At 35.0% G+C, this 25478-nt stretch carries 27 protein-coding genes; 23 read left to right on the forward strand and 4 right to left on the reverse strand.

Annotated elements, in window-relative coordinates; genetic code table 11:
• Positions 1-50: 50 nt before the first annotated feature.
• From ACEN4N_RS06350 to ACEN4N_RS06420, 15 genes are all read left to right on the forward strand, one after another.
• The gene (locus tag ACEN4N_RS06350) at positions 51-944 is read left to right on the forward strand and encodes a LysR family transcriptional regulator (protein WP_407089168.1); all 894 of its coding nucleotides are present in this window, start codon (positions 51-53) and stop codon (positions 942-944) included.
• 41 nt (positions 945-985) lie between these two features.
• Positions 986-1300 (forward strand): UPF0223 family protein, encoded by a 315-nt coding sequence (locus ACEN4N_RS06355; RefSeq protein ID WP_407089167.1) that lies wholly within the window; start codon positions 986-988, stop codon positions 1298-1300.
• Positions 1301-2074, forward strand: a complete 774-nt coding sequence (locus ACEN4N_RS06360; RefSeq protein WP_407089166.1) for an inositol monophosphatase family protein — start codon at positions 1301-1303, stop codon at positions 2072-2074.
• 19 nt (positions 2075-2093) lie between these two features.
• The gene (typA, locus tag ACEN4N_RS06365) at positions 2094-3926 is read left to right on the forward strand and encodes a translational GTPase TypA (RefSeq protein ID WP_407089266.1); all 1833 of its coding nucleotides are present in this window, start codon (positions 2094-2096) and stop codon (positions 3924-3926) included.
• Between the two features lie 103 nt (positions 3927-4029).
• Positions 4030-4632 (forward strand): superoxide dismutase, encoded by a 603-nt coding sequence (locus tag ACEN4N_RS06370; protein WP_407089165.1) that lies wholly within the window; start codon positions 4030-4032, stop codon positions 4630-4632.
• Positions 4633-4856: 224 nt separating this feature from the next.
• Positions 4857-6119 carry an FtsW/RodA/SpoVE family cell cycle protein gene (locus ACEN4N_RS06375; protein ID WP_407089164.1) on the forward strand — a complete coding sequence of 421 codons (1263 nt, stop codon included), beginning with the start codon at positions 4857-4859 and terminating at the stop codon, positions 6117-6119.
• A 1-nt stretch (position 6120) separates the two neighbouring features.
• Positions 6121-6477, forward strand: a complete 357-nt coding sequence (locus tag ACEN4N_RS06380; protein WP_407093898.1) for a YlbG family protein — start codon at positions 6121-6123, stop codon at positions 6475-6477.
• A gap of 13 nt (positions 6478-6490) precedes the next feature.
• Positions 6491-7063 (forward strand): 16S rRNA (guanine(966)-N(2))-methyltransferase RsmD, encoded by a 573-nt coding sequence (rsmD, locus tag ACEN4N_RS06385; RefSeq protein ID WP_407089162.1) that lies wholly within the window; start codon positions 6491-6493, stop codon positions 7061-7063.
• Complete coding sequence (gene coaD / locus ACEN4N_RS06390) at positions 7056-7553, forward strand: pantetheine-phosphate adenylyltransferase (RefSeq protein ID WP_407089161.1); 498 nt, start codon at positions 7056-7058, stop codon at positions 7551-7553. Before rsmD ends, coaD begins: the two co-directional genes overlap by 8 nt.
• 113 nt (positions 7554-7666) lie before the next feature.
• Complete coding sequence (locus ACEN4N_RS06395) at positions 7667-8407, forward strand: helix-hairpin-helix domain-containing protein (RefSeq protein ID WP_407089160.1); 741 nt, start codon at positions 7667-7669, stop codon at positions 8405-8407.
• A gap of 50 nt (positions 8408-8457) precedes the next feature.
• Complete coding sequence (locus ACEN4N_RS06400; protein WP_407093903.1) at positions 8458-10746, forward strand: DNA internalization-related competence protein ComEC/Rec2; 2289 nt, start codon at positions 8458-8460, stop codon at positions 10744-10746.
• 158 nt (positions 10747-10904) lie between these two features.
• On the forward strand, positions 10905-11471 hold the full coding sequence (locus ACEN4N_RS06405; RefSeq protein ID WP_407089158.1) for a GNAT family N-acetyltransferase: 567 nt from the start codon (positions 10905-10907) through the stop codon (positions 11469-11471).
• A 132-nt stretch (positions 11472-11603) separates the two neighbouring features.
• Positions 11604-12491, forward strand: coding sequence for a polysaccharide deacetylase family protein (locus ACEN4N_RS06410; RefSeq protein WP_407093899.1), 888 nt, complete (start codon positions 11604-11606; stop codon positions 12489-12491).
• A 104-nt stretch (positions 12492-12595) separates the two neighbouring features.
• The gene (locus ACEN4N_RS06415) at positions 12596-13381 is read left to right on the forward strand and encodes a hypothetical protein (protein ID WP_407090796.1); all 786 of its coding nucleotides are present in this window, start codon (positions 12596-12598) and stop codon (positions 13379-13381) included.
• Positions 13382-14524, forward strand: coding sequence for an alpha/beta fold hydrolase (locus ACEN4N_RS06420; RefSeq protein ID WP_407090795.1), 1143 nt, complete (start codon positions 13382-13384; stop codon positions 14522-14524).
• 46 nt (positions 14525-14570) lie between these two features.
• On the opposite strand, the gene ACEN4N_RS06425 is transcribed toward ACEN4N_RS06420, so the two are convergent.
• Positions 14571-15419 (reverse strand): DegV family protein, encoded by an 849-nt coding sequence (locus ACEN4N_RS06425; RefSeq protein ID WP_407090794.1) that lies wholly within the window; start codon positions 15417-15419, stop codon positions 14571-14573.
• A gap of 171 nt (positions 15420-15590) precedes the next feature.
• On the opposite strand from ACEN4N_RS06425, the gene ACEN4N_RS06430 reads away from it, so the two are divergent.
• The 5 genes from ACEN4N_RS06430 (at position 15591) to ACEN4N_RS06450 (ending at position 19767) form a co-directional block, all read left to right on the forward strand.
• Positions 15591-16223: a hypothetical protein gene (locus ACEN4N_RS06430; RefSeq protein WP_407090793.1), complete on the forward strand. Its 633-nt coding sequence runs from the start codon at positions 15591-15593 to the stop codon at positions 16221-16223.
• A gap of 98 nt (positions 16224-16321) precedes the next feature.
• Complete coding sequence (locus ACEN4N_RS06435; RefSeq protein ID WP_407090792.1) at positions 16322-17710, forward strand: bifunctional metallophosphatase/5'-nucleotidase; 1389 nt, start codon at positions 16322-16324, stop codon at positions 17708-17710.
• Between the two features lies 1 nt (position 17711).
• On the forward strand, positions 17712-18374 hold the full coding sequence (locus ACEN4N_RS06440; RefSeq protein WP_407093900.1) for a YutD family protein: 663 nt from the start codon (positions 17712-17714) through the stop codon (positions 18372-18374).
• Entirely contained in the window at positions 18371-19144 is a 774-nt protein-coding gene (locus tag ACEN4N_RS06445; RefSeq protein ID WP_407090790.1) for a TIGR01457 family HAD-type hydrolase, read from the forward strand. The genes ACEN4N_RS06440 and ACEN4N_RS06445 overlap by 4 nt, the downstream gene beginning before the upstream one ends.
• A complete protein-coding gene (locus tag ACEN4N_RS06450) occupies positions 19144-19767 on the forward strand; it encodes a TIGR01906 family membrane protein (protein WP_407093901.1) in 624 nt (207 codons plus the stop codon). The genes ACEN4N_RS06445 and ACEN4N_RS06450 overlap by 1 nt, the downstream gene beginning before the upstream one ends.
• Before the next feature lie 35 nt (positions 19768-19802).
• On the opposite strand, the gene ACEN4N_RS06455 is transcribed toward ACEN4N_RS06450, so the two are convergent.
• Genes ACEN4N_RS06455 through ACEN4N_RS06465 form a run of 3 tightly spaced genes read right to left on the reverse strand, consistent with a single transcriptional unit; the run spans position 19803 to position 21910 of the window.
• Entirely contained in the window at positions 19803-20366 is a 564-nt protein-coding gene (locus ACEN4N_RS06455) for a phosphatidylglycerophosphatase A (protein ID WP_407093902.1), read from the reverse strand.
• Between the two features lie 11 nt (positions 20367-20377).
• Positions 20378-21382: an NAD(P)/FAD-dependent oxidoreductase gene (locus ACEN4N_RS06460; RefSeq protein WP_407090787.1), complete on the reverse strand. Its 1005-nt coding sequence runs from the start codon at positions 21380-21382 to the stop codon at positions 20378-20380.
• 21 nt (positions 21383-21403) lie between these two features.
• Positions 21404-21910 (reverse strand): divergent PAP2 family protein, encoded by a 507-nt coding sequence (locus tag ACEN4N_RS06465; RefSeq protein ID WP_407090786.1) that lies wholly within the window; start codon positions 21908-21910, stop codon positions 21404-21406.
• A gap of 193 nt (positions 21911-22103) precedes the next feature.
• On the opposite strand from ACEN4N_RS06465, the gene ACEN4N_RS06470 reads away from it, so the two are divergent.
• The 3 genes from ACEN4N_RS06470 to ACEN4N_RS06480 are packed head-to-tail and all read left to right on the forward strand — an operon-like array spanning position 22104 to position 24477.
• Positions 22104-22691 carry a peptidylprolyl isomerase gene (locus ACEN4N_RS06470; RefSeq protein ID WP_407090785.1) on the forward strand — a complete coding sequence of 196 codons (588 nt, stop codon included), beginning with the start codon at positions 22104-22106 and terminating at the stop codon, positions 22689-22691.
• Positions 22692-22720: 29 nt separating this feature from the next.
• Positions 22721-23134: a CvfD/Ygs/GSP13 family RNA-binding post-transcriptional regulator gene (locus ACEN4N_RS06475; protein ID WP_407090784.1), complete on the forward strand. Its 414-nt coding sequence runs from the start codon at positions 22721-22723 to the stop codon at positions 23132-23134.
• Positions 23134-24477 (forward strand): glucose-6-phosphate isomerase, encoded by a 1344-nt coding sequence (locus tag ACEN4N_RS06480; RefSeq protein WP_407090783.1) that lies wholly within the window; start codon positions 23134-23136, stop codon positions 24475-24477. Before ACEN4N_RS06475 ends, ACEN4N_RS06480 begins: the two co-directional genes overlap by 1 nt.
• Positions 24478-25478 lie beyond the last annotated feature (1001 nt).

Genomic DNA, 25478 nt, shown 5'->3' on the forward strand with positions numbered 1-25478 from the left:
ACAAATTTATTATTAACTATAAATATAATTTATGAAGTGAGGAATAATATATGAATATTAGAGATTTAAAATACTTTATTCATTTAGCAGAAAGTTTGAGCTTTACTAAGACTGCCGAAGCATTCTATGTATCGCAACCATCTATCTCTATAGCGTTAAAGAGATTGGAGGAGAATTTTGAAACAACACTCATCCAACGTAACCGCGCCGTTCAAAATGTTCAATTAACTGAATCCGGAGAAATCTTATACAGATCTGCCCATGAGATATTACAAACACTAGACCGCACGAAGCAAGAAATAATTAATTCGCAAGCAGAGACAGTATCGTTTGGCTTCCTACCGACGATCGGTGGTTATTATTTACCAAAGATTCTTCCAGATTTAGCTGAGTATAGTATGTTATTGAATTTTATTGAGGAAGAAAGTTCTGAAGTGATGTTTGAAATGATTCGAAACAATCAAGTTTCATCAGCTATTATTTCAAGTGAAAGACCTATTTTTGAGGAAAAATGGTTAACTCAAGTTCCTATGGAAGAACATGAGTTTGCGATTTATGTAAATAAAAATCATAAAATAGCAGACCGTAAGAATCTTTCAGTAGAGGAACTTGAAGAGTTAGACTTCATTACGTTAGGTAATGGGTATACGCATAATACAATTATGAATCATTGGGTAAATGATAATAGTCTAAAGCTAAAGAAAGTTCGTTATTCGAATGAAATTCAAACAATTAATTCAATGATTGATTCAGGAATTTATGCTGGTTTCATGACAGATATTATTATCAGAAATCAAGACCACTTAATTAGGATTCCTATCGAAGATGCACCAAAAGTGTATACTAGCTTAATTATCAATAACGAAACCCCTGTGACAGCAATTCAAAAGAAATTTAATGATGAAGTGTTAGAGATTGTAACAGAACTATATTCAGATAATTAAAGCCGATTTTATAGCAATTTAATAAAGTAAGGAGATTCTATTTGAAAAACTATCAATATCCGATCGACCCAGATTGGTCGAATGAAGACATCATACAGGTCATCACTTTTCTTAATGCAGTTGAATCAACGTATGAACAAGGTATCCACTATGAGAAATTCCAAAAAGCTTATAAGCAATTTAAAGAAGTGGTTCCAAGTAAGAGTCAAGAGAAACAAATGGGAAAAAAATTCGAAGAGTTAAGTGGATATTCAATATACAGAGCGGTTCAACTGATGGGAACTAAAGTAAAAGAAGTGAATTTAAATAAAAAAGCACAAATTATGAATTTAACTACTGAACAAAGGAGAAAATAAGTGGACTATCAATTACATCATCGTATTTTAGTTTGGATGGAGCAAGCTGCAGAAACGTTAAAATATTCTTTGGAACGTGAATTACAAGTAAAAGAGAAGAAAAGTCCGAGTGATTTAGTCACTGAGATGGATAAAGCAACGGAACGATTTTTTATTAATAAAATCCGTGAATATTATCCAACACACCAAATTATTGGTGAAGAAGGACAAGGGGATATTGTTGATGATACGAAAGGCACTGTTTGGGTTATTGATCCCATTGACGGTACTTTAAATTTTGTTAAAGCTAAAAATCATTTTGGAATTATGATTGGTATTTTTGAAGATGGTTTACCAGTTGCTGGTTATATTTATGATGTAATGAATAGTGATTTATACTATGGTATCGTGGGTGAAGACGTTTACTTAAATAATCATCCGCTCGAACCAATAAAAATATCTCAATTAAATGAATCTTTAGTGCTCGGAAATGTAGAATCTTTCTCCAACAACGTGTATAATATGAAAGCCTTACTAAATGTTTCACTCGGCGCAAGATCCTATGGATCAGCTGCGATAGAAATCATTGGCTTAATTAGAGGAGAGGCAGCACTGTATTTCTCAGCAGGTTTACGACCATGGGATTTTGCTGCTGGCTATGCTATATGCGAGTCAATGGGATATAAAGTAACGACAATAGATGGAAGTCGACCGGATATATTAACTCGGTCACCAATATTATTTGCACATCCGAATGTGCATCAAGAGGCATTAGAATTGCTAAGTCATAAATAGATAAGGATTGAATAAAATAATGGAATTACGTAATGATATAAGAAACATCGCAATAATCGCTCACGTTGACCACGGTAAAACATCGTTGGTTAATGAATTGTTAATACAATCGGACACTTTAGATGGACATACACAACTTGACGATCGTGCGATGGACAACAATGATATTGAAAGAGAACGTGGAATTACAATCTTAGCTAAAAATACGGCAGTGGATTATAAAGGGACTCGCATAAATATCATGGATACACCAGGACACGCGGACTTCGGTGGTGAAGTAGAGCGTATTATGAAAATGGTCGACGGTGTAGTATTAGTTGTCGATGCCTATGAAGGAACAATGCCACAAACTCGTTTTGTATTAAAACGTGCTTTGGATGAAGGGTTAGTTCCAGTTGTCGTTGTGAACAAAATAGATAAACCATCTGCACGACCTGAAGAAGTTGTAGATGAAGTCTTAGAATTATTCATCGAACTTGGTGCCGATGACGATCAAATTGAATTCCCAGTTGTATATGCGTCAGCATTAAACGGAACTTCAAGTACGTCAAGTGATCCAGCAGATCAAGAAGATAATATGGATGCCATCTTTGATGAAGTATTGGAACATGTACCTGCGCCTGTGGACAACCGTGACGAACCCCTACAATTCCAAGTATCTATGTTAGATTATAGTGATTACGTTGGACGTATCGGTATTGGGCGCGTGTTCCAAGGAACAATCAAAGTTGGAGATAGCGTGACATTAATGAAGACAGATGGAAGCACTAAAAACTTCCGTGTATCAAAAATGTTCGGTTTCTTCGGTTTAAACAGAGTTGAAATTAACGAAGCCATTGGTGGAGACTTAATTGCTCTATCAGGTATGGATGATATCTTTGTTGGGGAAACAGTATCAAGTAGTACTGACCCAATTGCACTGCCATTACTACACGTGGATGAGCCGACATTACAAATGAAGTTCTTAACGAATAACTCGCCGTTTGCAGGTAGAGAAGGTAAATACGTTACAGCTCGTAATCTTGAAGATAGATTAGCACGTGAATTACAAACTGACGTTTCTTTAAACGTAGAACCGACAGATTCACCTGATGCCTTTACTGTATCAGGACGTGGGGAATTACACTTATCAATCTTAATTGAGAACATGAGACGTGAAGGATACGAATTCCAAGTATCAAGACCAGAAGTAATCATTCGTGAGATTGACGGTGTCGCAAGTGAACCGTTTGAAAGATTACAAATTGATACTCCAGAAGAATATATGGGATCAATCATTGAAGCTTTAGGTACAAGAAAAGCTGAAATGGCTGATATGATTAACCCAGGTAACGGACAAGTGCGTCTAATCTTCTTAGTTCCAGCGCGTGGATTAATAGGCTTCGCAACAGAATTTATGTCATTAACACGTGGTTACGGAATTATGAACCATACTTTTGATGAGTATAGACCAGCTGTAGGCGGATCAATCGGCCGTCGTCGTAACGGTGCTCTAGTTTCACTAGACTCTGGTCAAGCGACAACTTATAGTATTATGAACATCGAAGAACGTGGACAAATTTATATCACGCCCGGTACTGAAGTTTATGGTGGTATGATTATTGGGGAACATAACCGTGAAAATGATTTAACAGTAAATATCACAAAAGCTAAACAACAAACTAACGTACGTTCAGCGAATAAAGACCAAACTAATGTGATTAAACAACCTAAGATTTTAACATTAGAAGAATCATTACAATTCATGGACGAAGATGAGTACTGTGAAGTAACACCAGAAAGTATTCGTTTACGTAAACAAATCTTAGATAAAAGTGCTCGTGAAAAAGCATCTAAAAAAGAGAAGAAATAATATTTTGTAAAACGCTCACATTTAGTGAGCGTTTTATTTTGTGATTACATTCTTAGATGGTAATATGAATATATTATGTGAAATATATAGGAGGAATTTAATTATGGCTTTTACTTTACCAAATTCACCATATGCAAGTGATGCTTTAGAACCAGTTATCGATAAGGAAACAATGGAAATTCATCATGGCAAACACCACAGCGGATATGTAACAAAATTAAATGATGCATTAGAAGGAACAGAGTTTGCTGATAAAGCAATCGAAGATGTTGTTGCAAACTTAAACGATATTCCAGAAGAAAAACGTACAGCTGTACGTAACAATGGTGGGGGACACTTAAACCATTCATTATTCTGGGAATCTTTACAAGCACCTTCAGATAATAATGAAGTTCCTGCTGAATTAGCTGAAAAATTAGAAGATGCATTCGGATCAGTAGATTCATTTAAAGAGAAATTTGAAGCAGCAGGTGCAGGTCAGTTTGGATCTGGTTGGGCATGGCTTGTTGATAACAACGGAACATTAGAAGTTGTTGGAACTCCAAACCAAGATAACCCACTTACAGATGGTAAAAAACCACTATTAGGTGTAGACGTATGGGAACATGCTTACTACTTAAACTACCAAAACCGTCGTCCAGAATACTTATCAGCTTTCTGGAAAGTTGTTAACTGGTCGAAAGTTGTAGAACGTTTAAACGCGTAAACTAAAGTTTGAATTGATAGTGTCATTGAGAGAAATCTCAGTGGCACTATTTTTTTGCTTGTAAATTTGATTATTGTAGTTAGTGCATTTGAGGATTCAATAAATTGTCATTTTTAATTAAGCGATACATGTTATAATAGCTTATATGAAAAATCATACACTTTTCAATACACTTTTTGAAGTGGTATACTGAGTGTAATTATCTATCCATGAGGAGGCGTTTGATGGCAAACAATGAGGAACATCATGATGCTTCAAAAAGTATGAGGCTTAAAAAGTTATTCAAAGAATCATTCTCAAAAAAAGAGATCGCAAAGAATTTCAGGTTGATTGACAAATCCATCGTTTTAATTACAACTTTATTGGTGGTCATTGGGTTGATTTCAGTCTTTAGTGCGACAATGTATGATAACCCAATGAGGGCGATCACGACACAAGGTCTTTCAGTTGTTATTGGTGTCATCATCATCGGTATAATGGTTGTTGTACCTTTTGAATTATTTAAAAATATCAGGCTCATTCTATTTATGATGGTCATATTAATTGTCTTACTGATATATACTTTGACCACTCAAGAAAGCGTCTGGGGGGCAACCAGTTGGTTTGTCGTATTTGGAGTTAGTTTTCAACCAAGTGAGTTCGTTAAAGTCATTGGAATTCTAGTGATTAGTTGGTTAATCAAGTATTATGATAGGGAGGTCATTCTGACTAATCAGAAACTTCCTTCCTGGTTTAATGTGAATAATGTAGCTATTGCAACATTAGTAGTTTCTTGTGGGCTAATTTTCCTACAACCCGATCTAGGAATGTTGATTATTTTATCAGCGACTCTGGGACTTATTTATCTGTTGACGAAAGGGTCTTTAAAGTGGAACATTATAGCCTATAGTGTTTTATTTGTTGGTTATTTATTATTAACAATCATTGGTCGGCAATTTGGAGATTGGCTAGTTTCAAAAGATTTCCATATGTTTGAACGGATTGCATCATTCATTGATCCATTCAGATATTCATCCGATTCAGGTTACCAAATCATCCAAGGCTTAATGGCATTTAGTCGGGGTGGTTGGTTTGGAATGGGATTAGGCGAAGGTGTATCGAAGCAAGGAGCTTTACCGGTCATTGAATCCGATTATATATTGGCAAATATCGCTGAAGAACTTGGCTTAATTGGTGTGTTAGTTGTGGTAGGTTTATTATTTAGCCTCATCGTAATTATTTACCAACGTGCGGCAGCAAGTACAGAGTTATACCGTAAATCAGTTCTAATAGGTGTTGCTTCTTTACTACTCGTTCAATCCGTGATTAATATCGGAGGTGTCGTGAGTATTCTGCCATTAACTGGGGTCACTTTACCATTTATTAGTTATGGAGGAACAAGTATGATGGCAATGCTAAGTGCGATTGGACTGGCTTTAAGAATGATAATTGAAGAAGGTAAAGAACCAAACATTAACTTAGTTTATTCTAAGCAGAAAGGGGAGTAATATGGAATTTAATATGATTGAAAGACAAGCGCTGGTTATTTGGCTATATTCAACAAAGCAGATTAAAGAATTAAGAAAGCATGGCTATATTCATTACTATAGTCGTAAGATGAAGTACGCGATCATGTACGTGAATAAAAAAGATGCAAAAAAAGTTGAGAAAGTAGTGAATGACTATTATTTTGTCAGAGAAGTCGAGTATTCATACCGAGATGACATTGACATGACGTTTGCAAATGCGATTGAACCTTCAACAGACAATTCTTTATCGGGTCCTTTTTCTGTAGAGGATGAAGAAGAGTCATTAATCGAGTCAATTGCAGAAACACTTCGCAACAAAAAAATGAATAATGGATAATTGGTGGTAATATATGCGAGTAATATCAGGAAATTATGGAAGTAGACGTCTAAAAGCCGTCCCAGGTCAAAATACACGGCCGACAACAGATAAAATTAAAGAAAGTATGTTTAATTTAATTGGTGGGTACTTTGATGGTGGTATTTGTTTAGATTTATATGCTGGAAGCGGTGCTTTAGCCATTGAGGCTGTTTCTAGAGGGATGGATTCTGCCGTTCTGTGTGAGAAACACAGACCGGCCATCGAGACAATCAACGAAAACTTAAAGATGACTAAAGAGGAAGAGCGCTTCACTTTATTAAAAGGTGATAATCATAAGAGTTTACGAAACTATGTAACTAGTCAATTGGCTGAGCCATTTAAACTACTCTTTCTAGATCCGCCATATCACAAACAACAAATTGAAAAAGATATACAATGGCTTTGGGATTTAAAAGTCATTAATAACCAAACGACCATTGTCTGTGAAACAGATTCAGATGTAACCCTTCCAGATAGGATTGAAGGTCATGGGTTAATTAAAGTAAAAGATTATGGTGCAACCCGCATCCATATCTTTGAAGGTGAGGAAAATAGTGTTGAGTAATAAACCAAAGATTGGTATTTTTGCTGGAACGTTTGATCCCTTAACTAAAGGGCATTTAAATTTAATTGAACGAAGTAGTAAACTGTTTGATGAAGTCATTGTCGTAATCGCAATCAATACAAATAAGAAAACATTGTTTACGGTTGATGAGCGAATTAAATTAGTTGTTGACAGCGTGAAACATATTGGTAACGTAACAGTGGATACTTTAAAGGATGGGCTGATTGCTCATTATTACGAAGAAAAACAAGCGACTGCGCTTATCAGAGGCTTACGTAATACAACGGATGTAGATTACGAGTACGCCATCGCTTCTGCGAATGCTCGACAAGTAGATGGGTTAGAGACGATGATATTATATGCTGCCGATCAGTATCGCTACTTAAGTTCGACGATTATTAAAGAAATTGCCTTTTTCGATGGGGATATCAGTGATATGGTACCACCAAATGTTGAAGAAGCCATGCACGAAAAAATTAATTCTAAGTAAATATTCAAATAAATTAAGTCATAAAAAAATAATTTGGTCGATTTTCATTTTAAAAAATGAAAATCGGCTTTTTTTTTGTATATATATATAGACAAATATTTAGGAGGAATAATATGAATTTTCAAAATGTGACCTTTAAGACAATCGTGACTCACATTCAACAGAATATTTTTAAGTTATTAGTATTGACGGTGTTGGTTATCGTCTTATTATCGGCTATCTTACCTAGCCAACAATCGTCAACCGATTATGTCAAACTGTTCGAAAGTAACTCAACTCATTCGGCGGAATCAACCCAAGAAACCGAAGTTAATACGGATTTAGCAGCAATATCCGGGCTAAAGCAACAGACGGAAGAGCGAACAGAAGATAATGAACAGCAAGTGTTTTATGTCGATATTAAAGGAGCAGTTGCCAAACCAGATATGTATGCTTTGCCTATCGGAAGTAGAGTTTATGATGCGATAGAAATGGCAGGGGGACTAACTGAAGAAGCCGCCACAGAAACATTAAACCAGGCGAAAATACTTGAAGATCAGATGTTGTTATACATTTATAGCTATTCAGAATTGGAACAAGCAGAGACGATACCGGAAACAAGGTCAGTTGAAACGGCTTATATTGAAGGATCAAATTCAATTAATGACATTATACCTGGCCTAGTAAATATAAATTCCGCCACCGTAGATGAGTTGATGACTCTCCCGAATATTGGACCCAAAAAGGCAGCCGCAATTATTCAATTTAGAGAAGAGAATGGAAGCTTTGCTGCCATTGAAGATATTATGGCTGTTTCTGGGATAGGTGAGAAGACATTCGAGAACCTAACTGACCTTATTACGGTTTCGCCATGATAAAATATTTACAACACATACGATATGAATGGCCCTTTATTTTTCTGCTTATGTATGTCTTGTTACAGGCCTTTTATAACTTTAGTTTTTGGCTAATGTTACCTATTATCTTTATAGCCTTAAGAATAATTAGTTTGGGTAATCTGAAGACAATCATAACCGTTACTGTCATATCTATTTTAGTTCTTGGGTATGCATTCTTTCAAACATTTCAGTTTCAAAAACTCGAGGAATTACCCATTGCCTCGCAAGAAATGCGAGCAATTTTATATACGAATCCTTTTGATGTACAAAGTGATGAGGACTCAGTCCGTGGTGACGGGAAAGTTCAAATCGTTCATCAATCTGAGAAAATCGATTTAAGAGTAAATTTTGTTCAGTGGTTAGAAGGTGACGAACCTGAAATTCAAAGCATACTTGAAGAATCAACTGTTTGGTTCGTTGAAGGTAAGTTTGAAAAGCCGGATGAGGCTAGAAATTTTGATGTATTTGATTATAAAGCTTACTTAGCTACCCAAAATATCGCCTGGGAATTTGAAATTACTAACATATATCAGCTTAAATCGGACCCATCATTGGTTGGTAAATTAGATACATTCAGATATAAGATATTGGAGACCTTTATTAAACTAAACCATCATGAGTGGATTGCGATTTATAATAAGCTGCTTTTCAATATTGACTCCGACACTTATAGGCACTACAAAGAAAACTTTACTGCTTTAGGAGTTGCACACTTCTTTGCAATCTCTGGTTTTCATATTTATTTTATTAGACGCTTGTTAAATAATGTACTGCTCAGATTAGGCATACCAATTGAATATGCGAAGATTTTAATGACAGTTTTGCTATGGCTTTACACGTGGTTAGTCGGTTGGCCCATTGGGGTCATTCGTGTCTTATCTACAAGTGCCTTAAATTCTTTAAAAACAAAGTATCGTTTACCCATCGCTTCTTTAGATAGCCTTGCCATCGTGGGGATTTTATTCATTTGTTTTAACCCTTTAAATGTCTTATCGTTAGGATATACATTAAGTTTTATGATGACTTTTGTTGTGATGAGTTATAACCAAGCCACCCCAAATAAACATTCTGCCATTCAAAGTATTGAAATGACTTTTGCCTGCTTGTTATTGTCCTGGCCAATTATAATGCAGACGTCATTTGAATGGAATGTAATTCAAATAGTGATAGTTATTTTGTTTACAGTCGTTTTTAATTATCTGATTATGCCGCTCGTCTTTTTTACGACTTTATGGATTGTATTTTCTCTCCCAGGTTTAGAAACAGTGAGTGCATTGTTTGATAGAGGTGTTGTCTTCCTTAATGAACTGTTAAGCCAATCTGACGCCTTTCATTCCTTTAATCTGATAGTCGGGAAGCAGACGACAGTAATTTTTTATTTACTTATACTTGTCGCTGTGTTTTTTATTGCGTTCATCCATGTTCGCTCATTTTTAAGTTATGGTGTATTCTTGCTGATGTATTTAATTATTTTGTTTGGGGTACCCTATTTGGATCCGACGGTTAAATTAACGATAATTGATGTGGGGCAGGGAGATGCGATGTTGTTTCAATTAGGTCATCAACAGGGGAATTGGTTGATTGATACCGGCGGTAAGCGACTTTGGGAACCAGTGGAAGGATCGAATATCGACCATAGTTTTGCTGAGAGGAATTTAATCCCCGCTTTAAAAGCCCTAGGTGTGAATCAATTAGATGGTGTCATTATTACCCATCCCGATATTGATCACATTGGGAATTTACAAGCTTTGTCTCACGCGATCAAAATTCAGGAGTTATGGGTCAGTGATTATACTTTGAAGAGTAATATTTGGGAAGAGATTTCAGCTAAAGTTAAAGTTAATACCGTTGTGAGTCTAGACATGGGTGAAAGCTATAAACATCCAACTATTCCGCTGACATTGTATAGCCCAGCACTCTCTGATATTAAATATTCGCAAAGTGAATCCAATGATTCGTCATTGATTACTCAAATCGATATAGAAGGGCTCGCGGTATTATCTTTAGGCGACGTGACTAAGCGAATTGAAACAAAAATCTTAGCGACCTATCCAGAAATCCGAGCGGATATTCTAAAAGTAGCTCATCACGGGAGTGATACGAGTACTTCTGAAGAATTACTGACGCATACTCAACCGTTCTTCGCCTTCATTTCAGCTGGTGTTAATAATCAGTACGGTCATCCCCATGCCGAAGTGTTAGATTTATTAAACCAACACAGTGTTCCTTATTTAAGTACTGAAATGGTCGGCGCTGTTCAACTCACATATCACCCATTAAAGGGGTATAGAATACGGACAGTTATTGAGAAATAAGGTGGAATGTTAATGCGAATAAAGACCGTTATATCAACGTTTTGTAAGAGCTTGAAACTTTACATAAACTTTACAATAAAAGTGACAAAAAGTGATTGCTTATTTCAAATAATTAGCTATAATTATTTTGTTTTAAAAAAGTATACAAGGAGGTTTATATGAAATTTCAGTCACAACAATTAATGATTCGTCCCGCACAGGTTGAGAATGCGAAGCAAATACAACAAATTTATACACCCTATATATTAAATACTGTCTTTAACTTGGAGGAAACAGTAGGGACCCTTTCGTATTATGAACAATTGATTATCGAAGCTCAAAGTCATTTGCCTTTTTTAGTAGCAGAATACGAAGGAGTCATCGTTGGTTTTGTTTATGTGAGTGAAATTTCATTTATGTTGAATCTAGTTAATACGTGTGCTTTGAGTATTTATGTAGCTGAAGATACACCTGTACGAGGTGTCGGCCAATCACTATTCACAGCTTTAGAAAGAACATTAACTGCTTTAGGTATGACACAAATAATTGCGAACATTGTAGCAACGAACGAAAGAAGCATTCGCTTCCATGAAAAGAATGGCTTTCAATTGCTCAGCACATTCCCTCAGGCAGGCTACAAATTCGGCCAATGGCACGATGTTAAATGGTTTGGTAAAAAACTAGTCGCAGAGCCGGAGCAATCTGAAGTATTGCCAACAGAGAGTTTATCTTTCTCTATTTATTAAAATTACCTGGATTGTTTATAATATCTGCTTTTAAACTTATTAAAGTTATTGTAAAATTGGATTATATGACATAAATATCGTTGATATTACGTTTATAAAATAACTATACAATTAACAGGAGGAAGTAAGTCGATGCAGAAGATCTTTTTGAAGGTACTTTTAGGTACAGTATTGCTTGGTAATATGCCAATTCATTCTTGGGTACAGGCTGAAGAGATACCCGAAGATATACCACAAATCCAGATTACAGAAGAAGCGGTGGCAACGGAGAATAATATTGTCAAAACTGATAATGTCCGTGCAGCTTGGACTGATTATGGAAACTACGCTCAACCGAATGAAGAAGGATATGCCTACTACATGCATGCAGATCCAGATATTTCTTCAGAAATCATCCCGTTAGATGAAAATTCTTCTGAAGATGTCTTATTATTTACTTTTGATGATGCGCCACAAGAACCAGATAGCTATGCGCTCGAGATGGCTCAAGTTATGAAAGAAAAAGATGTTAATGCTATTTTCCTAGTTAACGGTATGTATCTAGAGTCGGAGTGGGGCAGAGAGATTACCAAACAAGTGCATGATATGGGCTTTGAAATTGGGAACCATACACATACTCACCCGAATTTACGTGAATTGACATATGAAGAACAATACAATGAGATTGTCGCAACGAATCAAGTAGTCGAAGAGATTACTGGCGCACCCGTACGTTGGTTTAGACCTCCTTTCGGATTGTTTAATATGGATACTATCTTAATTTGTAATGAGTTAGGCTTACAATTAATGACATGGTCATTTGGTTATGACTGGATGGATGAGTATTTATCTGGTCCTGAATTAGCAGCCGTATCATTGGATAATACATATATTCGACCTGGAGCAAACATCTTAATGCATGACCGTTCGTGGACGTTGGATGCTTTACCAACAATGATTGATGGCTACCGCGAGTTGGGCTACCATATCGTTGACCCTTATTTGATCCAACACCAACAGAATAGTACAGAACCTTTATAATTGGTATTAAAAGATTTAAGTTAGACATTAATCTAGTTTAAATCTTTTTTGTTTTACTTATAATTCTGATATTATAGGTATTAGTTGAATGATAGGAGAGATTCATGACAAATAAATTTCCAAAGAGTTTTTACTTTAAATTAAGTTTTATTATACTATTTGTGTTATTTGGATATTATCAGAACCAAAATTTTATACAAGCGACTTTAAATGATGAGTCATTAAATGTGAACGAATCTTTTAATCTCATTATGAGAGAGGTAATGAAATTACCAAACAACGTTGAAAATGACGAAGTTATTTCCGAATATATTTCAGGATACGCCCAACCAGGAAATCAAGTTCCCTATCAAATCCACGAAAAAATATTGTCGGATGATAATTATGCGATAGCAAAACAATCCGCCAATCAATTTAATGCGGCGTTAGATAATCGTGCATTGAATGATGCATTTTTAAGACAAATGAATCACATGCGAGGAACGAAAGGTTGGGAGCAAATTCAATTTGGCGAGCATCTTGAAGAAGGTGTCTGGAGGCGAGTGGAAGAGATGGGGGAGTACCATTATTTAAGCTCTATAACGGCTGATGGAGCTGGTTTTAGAGCCCAATTTCCAAGTGTTTCGGATGCAGAGTATCGCTTAGGTGAGAATTTATATGAACTCTACATCTCCGCAGGGGATGTTCATCTGACAACTTGGGAGAATGAAAAGATTTTAGCCGATTATTTATTTGATGTATATGCTGATGCCGTATCATTATCCAATTATGATATTTATCAAAGCCAATATATTTCGATCTACGCAGCACCGACAGATTATAGTGTCGATGAAGTACCATATGTGAGATTAGTTGTGTCATTAGTTTTGGATACTGAAGGGGGAATTTAGTTGAAGAAAAGTTTAACGTCTAAATTATTAAAAGGTCTAGTTAAAGGTACCTTAGGCTTACTTGCCTATGATTTTGCTTATCGACTAAAACATCCGCGCAAACAAAGTTACCAAGCAGAGGTCAATTTAAATGAATTAGACATGTCATTGCAAGCGAACTTAGCTTGGATTGAAGAAGAGCATTATGACCGAGAGATGAACATTATCGCTCGACCATATATTGAGCAATTTGAACATTCTGGTGAAATTCCGGTGGGTGATGTTGCTTTATCATATTTATTTTATTTAAAAGATAGCAATCGTCCAACTGTCTTTATTGTTCATGGCTTTAATGAGTATAAAGAGATGTATTTTGAAGTTGTATATTATTTATTACAACTCAATTATAATGTGCTTATTTATGATGCGAGAGGTCATGGGTCTTCAAGAGTTGAAACGCGAAATTCTTTAATTGATATTCAACATTTTGATTACTATATTGAAGATTTAAAAGAAGTGATTGAAAGTGTTAAAGAGACCTATGAATTGAACGAGCACTTTTTCTTATTCGCTCATTCAATGGGTGGGGCAGTAAGTACAGGATTAATTAAGAAATATCCAAAGCTAATTAAAGCAGCAATCTTATCTTCACCAATGTTTAGTGTCAATACATATCCATATCCTAGATCTTTAGCTCATGCAGTAGCAAGTGGTGCCGGTTTACTGAACTTAGGTCATAAGCCCATTCCCGCTCAAGGAAGTAATGAATTCATAGAAGCATCAACGAATGCATCTGAATATATTCCGAATCCAGATTTAACACATAGTCAGCAAAGAGAGAAATATGCATTTAATTTGCAGTTGGAATCAGTTGCACATCCAACTTCTGGGGGAACATATAATTGGTTGGCGACATCATTCGATGAAGTGAATAAGATACTGGATGAATCAGCCTTGAAGTATATCGAAACCCCATTATTAGTATTTCGATCTGTCGAAGACAAAGTAGTACGCGGGGATGGAATTTTTACAGCCGCTACCTACGTACCTCAAGTTGAACTTATAGCGGTAGACAATGCTGGGCATTGTATTTACCAAGAACATGATGAGATTACAAAACCATACTTCAGTTTAATCAGTTATTTTCTGAAGCAATATAGTTAAAATAAAAAACAGCAACAATTAAAAATTGTTGCTGTTTTTTAAAATATTAATTTGTTTCGAAACCAACGATCATACCATTATGCTCTGCATAATAGCTACATAGTGCACTCGTTACACGTGTCGTAATCTTAGCGTTCGGATATTCTTTTAGAATTTCTTCTTTAAAGGCATTGGCAATATCTGGGTTAAGAACGTGAGATACTTCAATTTCTCCACCGTTATAACCTTTAGATTTTAATTCGTTAATTAAAGTTTTTAACGCTCTCTTTTGACCTTTTGATTTATGAGCCAATTGAATTGTACCTTCTGGAGTTCGGTTACCAATTAAGCGAATACCTAATAATCCAATCATTTGACCTAAAATCTTAGATACACGTCCATTATTAACTAAGTTATCTACAGATTCTAATAAGAAGGCGATATCTAGATTATCATGGTAAGCATTCAATTCTTTTACGACGGTATCGAAATCAGCCTCCGTTTCAGCTAATTCAAATGCTTTTTTAGCCAATAAGTCCATCTCTGAACCAGCTGATCGACTGTCAAAGATATGAATATTAGCGTCAGGATTTTTCTCCAAAGCAATGTCTTTTCCTAAAGAAGCACTATTGTAACTACCTGAAAGTTGGGAAGAGATAGTAAAGCAGATGACATTCTCTGCACCTTCAAATCGATGTGCATAGACTTCTGGGGAAGGACATGCACTTGATGTTTTTTGTTTTGTATCTTTTATTTCTGATAAGAAGTTCTCAATATCTAGGTCTGCACTATCTACAAAAACATCATTACCAATATTTATCATCAATGGAACGATTTCCAAAACGACGTTTTGATTTGTTGTTTCTATTTCACGAATTGACGACCCTGAGTCGACAACAATTTTCCATTTTTTCACATTAATCACCTCATGTATGCAATATAATAATTATATAGTAACTATCTTGTCATTTCAATTCTAAGCGATGAAGACAAGCATTATTGACGAATAATCCATCTATCAATTGTAAATGAGATAATAAATAGGTATAATAATAACGATTACATATAGTATGAAAGGGTGTGTCAAATGTTCTTAGGTAAAATTAATCAATCCAATGCACTCACATTGTTTAGTTTGTTCTTTGGAGCGGTCGGTGTTGGGTTTTCAATGATTGGAGAATCTCAATATACAATTATATCCTTAATTATCGCTTCAGTCGGTTATATCTTTAGTTACCGTTTCACAGCGATGTTTGAGCGAGAAGATGCTCAGATTTCATTTGATTTGGAATTTGATGTCTTAAGTAAAACCGTTGTCTATGCTTTGCTACCAGCGTCATTATTAATTTCTTTATCTTTAGGATCGGTATTATCGGTCATCGTCGCGGCATTGTATATTTTATCTGTTATCATTCGACTTGCGTATTTTAACCAAGCGATTGAATTTCAAGGTGAACAGTTAGAAGGAAAGACACAAGGTCTTCCTTTAGAAGCAAGTGCGATTATCATACCAATTATTTCACTGTTAGGTTATGTAATACCAATGAATATATTCCAATATGTTCTAGCAGTTGCTTATATTATTCTTGGTGCAAGTTTTGTAGTTAAGTATCCTATTCCAAAACTTCCGGAAAAATGGTTAGTTTATGTTTTAATATTGGCTCTTGTTCTTGTTGTGGCCTTTATTTTCTTAGGAACTTTGACACCGGTCTTAGCTTAGTTTAGGATATTTCCGAACTTCCATTCCCTAGGGATTGAAGTTCGGTCTTTTTTTGTATTATAATCTATAAGAAATGTATAATGAAAGAGGTGTACACATTGCGTCTAAAAATACTACATACCAATGACATACACGGACATTTAGATCATTGGCCTTTAATATCGAAGTTTATAGAAGAGAACCAGGCCCTTGCATCAGTTAAAGGTGAGGCGCTTCTTACCATTGATGTAGGTGATGCTATGGACTCTGTACACCCTTTGGTTGAAGCAACATATGGGAAGGTCATCGTTGATTTGTTCAATGAAGCGAATTATGATGTCGTGACACTTGGGAATAATGAAGGTTTAAACTTTTCTAAAGAACGTCTAAGCGACTTATATAGTCGAGCAGATTATTCAGTAACTATTGCGAATTTATTTGATAAAGATACGCAAGAAGTTCCTTCCTATGCTGAAAATATCGTATACAAAGAGATTGACGATATGAAAGTGGCCTTTATCGGCTTAACTGCACCTTATGAAACTTATCACTTAAATGGATATACCATTGAAAATCCTATTGATAGCTTGCAAGACACTCTTCAACTTATAGATAAAGAAGACACGGACTTAATTATTTTGTTGTCGCATCTAGGTTTAGAAACAGACCGCTATATTTCGAATCTATTTCCTGAAATACAATTAATCATCGGAGCACATACTCATCATGTTCTTATTGAAGGAGAATGGGAGAATCAAAGCTTTCTTTGCGCAGCAGGAAAATACGGTAATTTTGTTGGTTCAATCGATTTGTATTTTGATCAAGCAACGGATACTTGGCAGATGTCTGCAGAAGTTCTTTCCATTCATCAATTGAGTCAAAGATATAATCTGCCAAAAGAATCAGATTATTATAAACATGAAGGAACAAAGCTACTTGAGGAACGCAGGGTTGCTCATATTCCTGAAACTTTTCAAGCACTTCAAACAACGGGATCCAATTCATTCATACAAATGGCACTCAATGCGATTATAGAAGCAACTAGGGTTGAAAATGCAATATTAAGCTCTGGTTTATTTTTAAGTGATTTGCCTAGAGGGCTCATTACTGAATATCACTTACATGAAGCACTACCTCATCCGATGCATTTAGCTGTAGTGGAGATGAATGGGTTGCATTTAAAAGAAATGCTAGCTGAAATGAACCAACAAGCAGATGATTTAAGATACAAATTAATCAATGGACTTGGTTTTCGTGGTAAGATATTTGGAGAACTAATTTTTAAGGGCATTGCTTTTAATGAGCTAAAACATCAGTGGGAAGTAAATGGAGAAGTGATCATTGACGACAAATACTATCAGTTTGTGACGGTGGATCATATTTGGTTCTTACCTTTTTTCCCAACGATTGATGATTATGGGAATCCAAAGTTAATTTTCCCAGATTTTTTAAGACACGTAGTTCGAAATTATTTAGAAAAAACATATCCAATAGAAGGAGGCAAGTGATTTGAGTAATAAAAAAACCATGACAAATCAACTTGAATCTATTTTAGATGACATTATTCAAGGTGAAGAAGTCGAAGATAAACAAATCTATATTATCGACGAAGAAACAATTCAAATTAGCAAACAAGAATACCGTTTGATAAAGAATTACCGAGAAGGGTTTGAACAAGAAGCTTTTACGAATCGGTATCAACCATTCTTTGAAAAGTTTGATTTTATTGTTGGAGACTGGGGGCATGATCTGTTACGTCTAAGAGGATTTTATCAGTTAGGAAGACGCAAAGTGCCACGCGATCAACAAATTGATTTCTTAGATGACTATATTAAAGAGTATTGTAATTTTGGGGCGGCTTACTTTGTCTTAGGTAAGGTGGAAGCCGTAGAGAAGTACCATCAATTAGAGAAGCGCGAAACTATACAAAAGAATGTTTCAAGGCAACCGAAAAACCAAAGACCAAAAACACCTCATGTGACAACTACGACAGACAAAGAAAAAGCAGAAGATACTAACTTTAAACCCAAAAATATTCGTCGTAAAAAAGCCTTTAAAAAGAATCAAACTAAAGGTGAAGTAAACAAACCAAAAAAAGTCACTGAGAAAGTCAGTGAAAAAGTGGCTAATGATAAAAAATTCGTAATTAAGAAGGTGACAACTAAGGAATGACAAAGTATGAAGGTTATTTAGTAGATCTCGATGGAACGACGTATCGTGGAAAAGAGCGAATTCCAGAAGCTGAGGTATTTATCCGTCAATTACTTGATGATGGTTTCCCTTTTAAATTAGTGACAAATAATGCAACAAAGGCGGTTGAGGAAATCGTTCATAATTTAAATTCATATTATGATATTCCAATTGATTCTTCTCATGTTTATACTTCAATTATTGCTTTAGGAGATTATATTGAAGTACATCATCCAGGAGCGAATGTTTATGTACTAGGAGAAGCAGCTTTAAAAGAGCAATTGCTTGATAGAAATTTTACGGTTGATCCGAGTAAACCGATTGATGTTGTTGTCCAAGGTTTAAAACGTGATGTTACTTACGACCAGTTAACTGTCGCTGTACAAGCAATCCTTGCTGGAGCTGAATATGTGGTGACGAATACAGACCGATTAATACCAACTGAAACTGGAATGAATCCAAGTTCGGGTGCTATTACTGCCTTTATACAATTTGCGACAAGAAAAGAACCGATTATTATCGGTAAGCCCAATAAACCAATCATGGAAGGGGCACTTAAGCAACTTGGGATTGAGAAAAGCAAGGTTTTAATGATTGGAGATAACTACGATACAGATATTATGGCGGGAATGAATATGGATATGGATACGCTGTTAGTTTTAACAGGTGTCACAGTGAGAGAAGACTTAGAAATGATTCAAAAGCAACCAACTTATACCATCGAATCACTTTCAGAATGGAAGCATGAATAATGGATATATTAAAACGAATAGTGAGCAGTTTTATTATCCTTTTATTTGCAATGTGCTTATCAATTACAACTGTCATCTTTATATCACCATTTTTATACCGATTATGTATTGCTTGGTTTAATTTAACAGATATCTCAGGTTTAACCCAAGCACAATTGCTTGGAAATTATGATACTATGTTAAGTTACTTAGTGAATCCAACAGTCCATGATTTAAATATGCCTTACTTTAGTATGTCAGAAGGTGGGGCACAGCACTTTGAAGAAGTGAAGGTATTATTCTTTATTAATTTTGTCATCTTAACAATTTTATTCTTATTAACGATCTGGGCCATTTCATACATTAAGAAACGGAATTGGCAATTAGTTATGGCACCACATTTTACGTTTAAATTAGCCTTTCCATTGATTTTATTATTTTTCATTGTTGTCGCATTCGATCAAGTGTTTATTCTTTTCCATCAATTGCTATTTAATAATGATTTATGGTTGTTTAATCCTTTGGAAGATCCGGTTATAACTGTACTCCCACAGGAATTTTTCATGATGTTATTCATCATTGCCTTATTAGTTTATGAATTAATTATCTTAGCTATTCGAAAAGTTGTATATTGGAATAAATAAAAAAAGTGATGAGTCTGCGGGCTCATCACTTTTTCTTAATTTTCATGTGAATCTTCATAAGACTCTTTAGGTGTACTATTAACATTCACCTCATCTGTTTGAGGTTGAGAATGGGCGATTCGACTTGCAGCTGCTGCAGCAAGTGCGCCAACGATATCATCAATGAACGTATTACAATGTTCATCTTTGCTATCGTTTAACTCACCAATAATACCAGGTTTTAATTTATCAACATAACCAAAGTTGGTTAGACCAATTGAGCCATAAACATTAACGATGGATAAGACTAATATTTCGTCAATGCCATATAATCCTTCATCTCGCATCAGTAAATCATTTAAGACAGGTGAGAACTGTTGTCTCTCCGCTGCGATATCAATTTCAATACCTGTGATAACTGCATTTTGAACTTCACGTTTCTTCATCACCGCAATAATATTTTCTAAACAATAGTCTAAAGTTAAATCATCAATGTAGTCTTTTTGTAGATCATAGACAATTTCTGCTATTGACTCTAATTTAACGCCACGCTCTTTTAATAAGTAGTGAGCTTGATCTTCTAGACGACTTTGTTTTATGAATTGTTCATTTTTTGTCATAGTATCTCTCCTTAGAATAAATCTGAGCTGTGAATTGGAGGGTTAACGTTTGTTGGATCTATTTTTAATAAGGCATCATTCACTGCTTGGGGAGCTTCACCAAAGCCTGTCGCAATAATTCTTACTTTGCCTTCATAGTTGGCAATATCTCCAACAGCATAGATGCCAGTTATATTCGTTTCGTATTGAGCATTGACTTCAATTGTATTTCGATTGAGGTTGAATCCCCAATTTCTAATTTCGCCAATACTTGATGTAAAACCGTAACTGACAATAAAGTTATCCACATCCAAAGTAATTATCTCATCTGATTTAGCTTTCTTCAAATTAATCGATTGAATACGACTATCGTCACCGTTGACGGATTCCGGAATAAAAGGAGTCAATAACTCGACTGTGGAATTTTCTAATTGTTTCACACTGCTTTCAACTGCTCTAAATTTGTCACGACGATGGATTAAATGCACTTTATTCGCTAGCGGTTCTAAGGCTAATGCCCAATCAACCGCAGAATCACCACCACCACAGATTGCTACTGTTCTTCCAGTGAATTGTTCGATGTTATTAACATAGTAATGTAGATTACTTTCTTCATATTTCTCAATTTCTGGTAATTTTAATTTTCTAGGAGAAAAGGCACCATTTCCGATTGCTAAAATAATGGTACGTGAATAATGAATTTGTTCACTGGTAATAATTTCAAAATATTCGATGCCATCCTCAGTCATCTTTTTATTTACATTTAAAACTTCTTCTCCCAATTGAATCGAAATATCAAAGCGAGAAATTTGTTGAATAAGATTTCGTTCTAATTCATCGCCTCTAATAGCAGGGAATCCAGGTATGTCATAAATGTTCTTCTCAGCATAAAGATGGGCAGGTTGTCCACCTAAAGATTCTAGACTTTCTATAATCTTTGTTCTCGCATTTCGTAAGCCTGCGTAAAAGGCTGTATATAAACCGACAGGCCCTCCGCCAACAATTGTTATATCAAACAAGGACTCTTCAAAACTCAAAGTATCACACTTTCTATAATATTATAATAAAACTAAACGTAGAAAAATGGCAACAAAACCACCAGTTAGAGTACCAACAATAACTTCACTCGGTTTATGCCCTAGATAACGGTTAATTATCATTCTTTCATAATTATCAATATCATAACTTAAAATCAGAGGGTTATCCTCGACTTCATCATAGCTTATATCATCAGATATATAATTGATCTCAGCTAAATGTTTACGGGCTAATATATCCAAGACAATACCTTGTTCACCACTTTGACGACGGACCCCCATCGAATCGAACATGATAATGACTGCAAATACAGTAGATATGGCTACGTATGGTGAATTAAAACCATATTCTAAAATCAAAGCCGTCGTTAAACTACTCACTGCAGCCGAGTGAGAACTGGGCATACCACCTGTAGAAGTGATTAAATTTAATTTTGCACTTTTTCGATTGGTTAAATAAGCTATAGGATATTTAATCAGCTGTGCAAATAAAATTGAACTCAATGACGCAATTAAAGGGAAATTCATAATTAAACCAACCTTCTTATTTTTTTATTTAAATTAAACTAAATGCCTAAGTATCTTTTGAATTAAAAACTTTTTTAACTCTCCTTCAATAATATCAAAAAAAATTTGATATAACTATTAAAACATTTGTTAAACATAACAAAGTGAATTAGTATATAATGTATATAGAAAATATAAGGAGGAGTGAATTATTTTGACAAAATTTCCACAATTAAACACAGAAGAACTAAATGTTGATATTACATTACATACGAACAAGGGTGATATTGATTTAGCCCTATTCTCGGAGTTAGCTCCAAAGACAGTAGAAAACTTCAAAGAATTATCTAAAAAAGGGTATTACGACGGAATTATCTTCCACCGTATTATTAAAGACTTCATGATTCAAGGTGGAGACCCAACAGGAACTGGTATGGGTGGAGAGAGTATCTATGGTGATGCTTTCGAAGATGAATTCTCAGCGGAAGTATTTAACTTATATGGCGCGTTATCAATGGCTAATGCTGGACCTAACACAAATGGAAGTCAATTCTTCATCGTAACAGCTCCAACTGTACCCGCGCAAATGCTAGGACAATTAAAAGATGCTGGATTTCCTGAAGAAATTATTGAAGCTTATGAAGCAAAAGGTGGAACACCTTGGTTAGACCACCGTCATACAGTATTTGGTCACGTTGTTAATGGTATGGATGTAGTCCTAGATATTCAAGCTCAAGAAACTGGTGCCCAAGACAAGCCCGTAGAAGATATTGTTATTACGAGCGTTACTGTTAATGAGTAGCCTACTATAAAGTAAAGGGTGGATATACATTGACAAAAGAATTTAGAATTGGGGATGTAATCCAAGGAGAAGTAACCGGTATTCAGAATTACGGTGTCTTTGTTAAATTATCGGATACAGAACAAGGATTAGTGCATATATCAGAATGCAAACACGGTTATGTGTCCGAGTTAGATAATTTTATTAATATCGGCGACAAAGTTAAAGTCAAAATTATTGATATTGATGAATATACTCGAAAAATTAGCTTGTCTTTTAGAGCGTTGCAACATCTAAACACACCACCTTTTCCCTCAAAATTAAAAAAGTATCCTAAAAGATATTTACCTAAGATTGGATTCAAGACATTAGGACGCAATATGCCTAAAATTATTGAAGATGGTTTAAGACAAATCGAAGAAGATCAAACTAATATTCTAGAAAAAAATGAGGAGAGATATTAATGACAAATTTAAATTTTGATTATACAAAAGCTTTATCATTCTTTAAAGAACATGAATTAACTCAGATTAAACCATATATTGAATTGGCACATAATCAACTTCATGATAAAACGGGTGCAGGAAATGACTTCTTGGACTGGGTTGATTGGCCAGAAACATACGATAAAGATGAGTATGCACGCATCAAAGCAGCATCCGAAAAAATTAAAGCAGATTCAGATATTCTTATTGTAATTGGTATTGGAGGATCATACTTAGGAGCGAAAGCAGCAATCGAATTCCTAAACGATTCATTTTACAATATTAAAGCAGGGCAAAAAGGAACACCTCAAGTTATCTTTGCGGGTAATAGTATTAGTTCTACTTATTTACACGATCTAGTTGATTTAGTCGGGGACCGTGACTTTTCGGTTAATATTATTTCTAAATCAGGTACAACAACTGAACCTTCTATTGCATTCCGTGTATTCAAAGAATTATTAGATAAGAAATACGGTCACGAAGAAGCGGTTAAACGTATTTATGCAACAACTGATAAAGAGAGAGGCGCTCTAAAATCAGAAGCAAATACTGAAGGATATGAAACATTTGTTATTCCTGATGGTATTGGTGGACGCTTTACTGTATTAACTGCGGTGGGTCTATTACCAATTGCTGTCGCAGGTGGAGACATTGATGCTTTAATGGAAGGTGCACGCGAAGCAATGGAAGAATACAGTAATCCAGATGTTATGGAGAACAGTGCTTACCAATACGCAGCAATCCGTAACTTCTTCTATAAAAAAGGGAAAGATATCGAAATTCTGGCTAACTATGAACCAGGTATGCAATACTTCTCTGAATGGTGGAAACAATTATTTGGTGAATCTGAAGGGAAAGATCAAAAAGGGATTTACCCAGCGAGTGCAAACTTCTCAACAGATTTACACTCTATTGGACAAACAATCCAAGATGGACAAAGAAATATCTTTGAAACAGTCTTAAAAGTTGAAACACCAAGACATGATATTGATATTCCAAAAGCTGAGGAAGATCTAGATGGTTTAAGTTATTTAGAAGGAAAAACAATTGATTTTGTTAACACTAAAGCTTACGAAGGAACATTATTAGCTCACACAGACGGTAATGTACCGAACCTATTAATAAAAATTCCAGCTATGGATGAAAAATCTTTAGGACACTTAATCTACTTCTTTGAAAAAGCAGTAGGAATCTCAGGATACTTAAATGGCGTAAACCCATTTGATCAACCAGGAGTAGAAGACTACAAACGTAATATGTTTGCCTTATTAGGTAAACCAGGATTCGAAGATCTAGCTAAAGAGTTAAACGAACGGTTATAAGCTTAGAACAAATAAATAAGAGTTAAAAAGATTGAAGGCTACTTTTAGTTGTCTTCAATCTTTTTGTATAAAGTGACATTATATAGTAGGAAACGGATCGTCTAATAGTGACTACACCTTCTATATAATGAAGGAAACCTAAAAAGAAGCGATTTTAAGTAAAAAAATAAAAAACATAATAAATCACAAAATATATTGACTCCCCCTATTACTTAGTGGTATATTATCATTTGTCGTCACGAGACGTTGTAACAATGTTTGGCGATAACTATGTAAGGTTACATAAAATTTACATAAACTTTACAAAAAAGCGAAAAAAGTATTGACGAAATGATTCGTCGATGATAATATAACATAAGTTGCTACTACAACATGTGTAGCGCTTACAACCTTTGAAACGAATCATATATTTGTTTCAAAAAACGCTTTACAGATTATGCGAAGCATGATAGAGTATAAAAGTTGTCATTTGAAATCACGTCACTTAAAAAAAGAAATAATAAAAGTGAAAAAAGTGATTGACGCTAACATAGCAAACATGTTAATATTTAAAAGCTGTCATTTTAGGTAGCGATTAAACGAGGCGACACTGATAAAAAAGTGAAAAATATTGTTGACACAATATAGCCTGCATGATAAGATATGTAAATCGTCAAACAGCGACAGCATCACAACGAAGTGTTAAATAGTTTTGTAAATTATTTAAAAAAACTTCAAAGAAGTTGTTGACTTCGAGTCACAACCGTGATATTCTATAAAAGTTGTTAAAACAAACGACATCACTTCGAAACGAAGTTGAAAATACTTTTAAAAAAGTGTTGACAACCACAACGCGAACGTGATAGACTATAAAAGTTGTTGTTCAACAAAACGACAACGAAAGCTCATTGAAAACTGAACAAAGATAAACACACCAAATGTGTAAGGGGATCTGTTCTACGGAACAGACAACCAAACAATTTCGCTGGACGACCACCAGTTTAAAAAAGGTCAACAAAGCT

The organism is Ruoffia sp. FAM 20857, from assembly GCF_045528645.1.
GTDB lineage: Bacteria > Bacillota > Bacilli > Lactobacillales > Aerococcaceae > Ruoffia > Ruoffia halotolerans.

What these genes read in the sequence shown, in the direction of transcription:
- ACEN4N_RS06350 (WP_407089168.1), top strand. Translation starts at nt 51, where the DNA reads ATGAATATTAGAGATTTAAAATACTTTATTCATTTAGCAGAAAGTTTG.
- typA (WP_407089266.1), top strand. Translation starts at nt 2,094, where the DNA reads ATGGAATTACGTAATGATATAAGAAACATCGCAATAATCGCTCACGTT.
- ACEN4N_RS06380 (WP_407093898.1), top strand. Translation starts at nt 6,121, where the DNA reads ATGGAATTTAATATGATTGAAAGACAAGCGCTGGTTATTTGGCTATAT.
- ACEN4N_RS06375 (WP_407089164.1), top strand. Translation starts at nt 4,857, where the DNA reads ATGGCAAACAATGAGGAACATCATGATGCTTCAAAAAGTATGAGGCTT.
- ACEN4N_RS06480 (WP_407090783.1), top strand. Translation starts at nt 23,134, where the DNA reads ATGACAAATTTAAATTTTGATTATACAAAAGCTTTATCATTCTTTAAA.
- ACEN4N_RS06400 (WP_407093903.1), top strand. Translation starts at nt 8,458, where the DNA reads ATGTATGTCTTGTTACAGGCCTTTTATAACTTTAGTTTTTGGCTAATG.
- ACEN4N_RS06465 (WP_407090786.1), bottom strand. Translation starts at nt 21,910, where the DNA reads ATGAATTTCCCTTTAATTGCGTCATTGAGTTCAATTTTATTTGCACAG.
- ACEN4N_RS06415 (WP_407090796.1), top strand. Translation starts at nt 12,596, where the DNA reads ATGACAAATAAATTTCCAAAGAGTTTTTACTTTAAATTAAGTTTTATT.
- ACEN4N_RS06410 (WP_407093899.1), top strand. Translation starts at nt 11,604, where the DNA reads ATGCAGAAGATCTTTTTGAAGGTACTTTTAGGTACAGTATTGCTTGGT.
- ACEN4N_RS06450 (WP_407093901.1), top strand. Translation starts at nt 19,144, where the DNA reads ATGGATATATTAAAACGAATAGTGAGCAGTTTTATTATCCTTTTATTT.
- ACEN4N_RS06445 (WP_407090790.1), top strand. Translation starts at nt 18,371, where the DNA reads ATGACAAAGTATGAAGGTTATTTAGTAGATCTCGATGGAACGACGTAT.
- rsmD (WP_407089162.1), top strand. Translation starts at nt 6,491, where the DNA reads ATGCGAGTAATATCAGGAAATTATGGAAGTAGACGTCTAAAAGCCGTC.
- ACEN4N_RS06370 (WP_407089165.1), top strand. Translation starts at nt 4,030, where the DNA reads ATGGCTTTTACTTTACCAAATTCACCATATGCAAGTGATGCTTTAGAA.
- ACEN4N_RS06455 (WP_407093902.1), bottom strand. Translation starts at nt 20,366, where the DNA reads ATGACAAAAAATGAACAATTCATAAAACAAAGTCGTCTAGAAGATCAA.
- ACEN4N_RS06430 (WP_407090793.1), top strand. Translation starts at nt 15,591, where the DNA reads ATGTTCTTAGGTAAAATTAATCAATCCAATGCACTCACATTGTTTAGT.
- ACEN4N_RS06395 (WP_407089160.1), top strand. Translation starts at nt 7,667, where the DNA reads ATGAATTTTCAAAATGTGACCTTTAAGACAATCGTGACTCACATTCAA.
- ACEN4N_RS06405 (WP_407089158.1), top strand. Translation starts at nt 10,905, where the DNA reads ATGAAATTTCAGTCACAACAATTAATGATTCGTCCCGCACAGGTTGAG.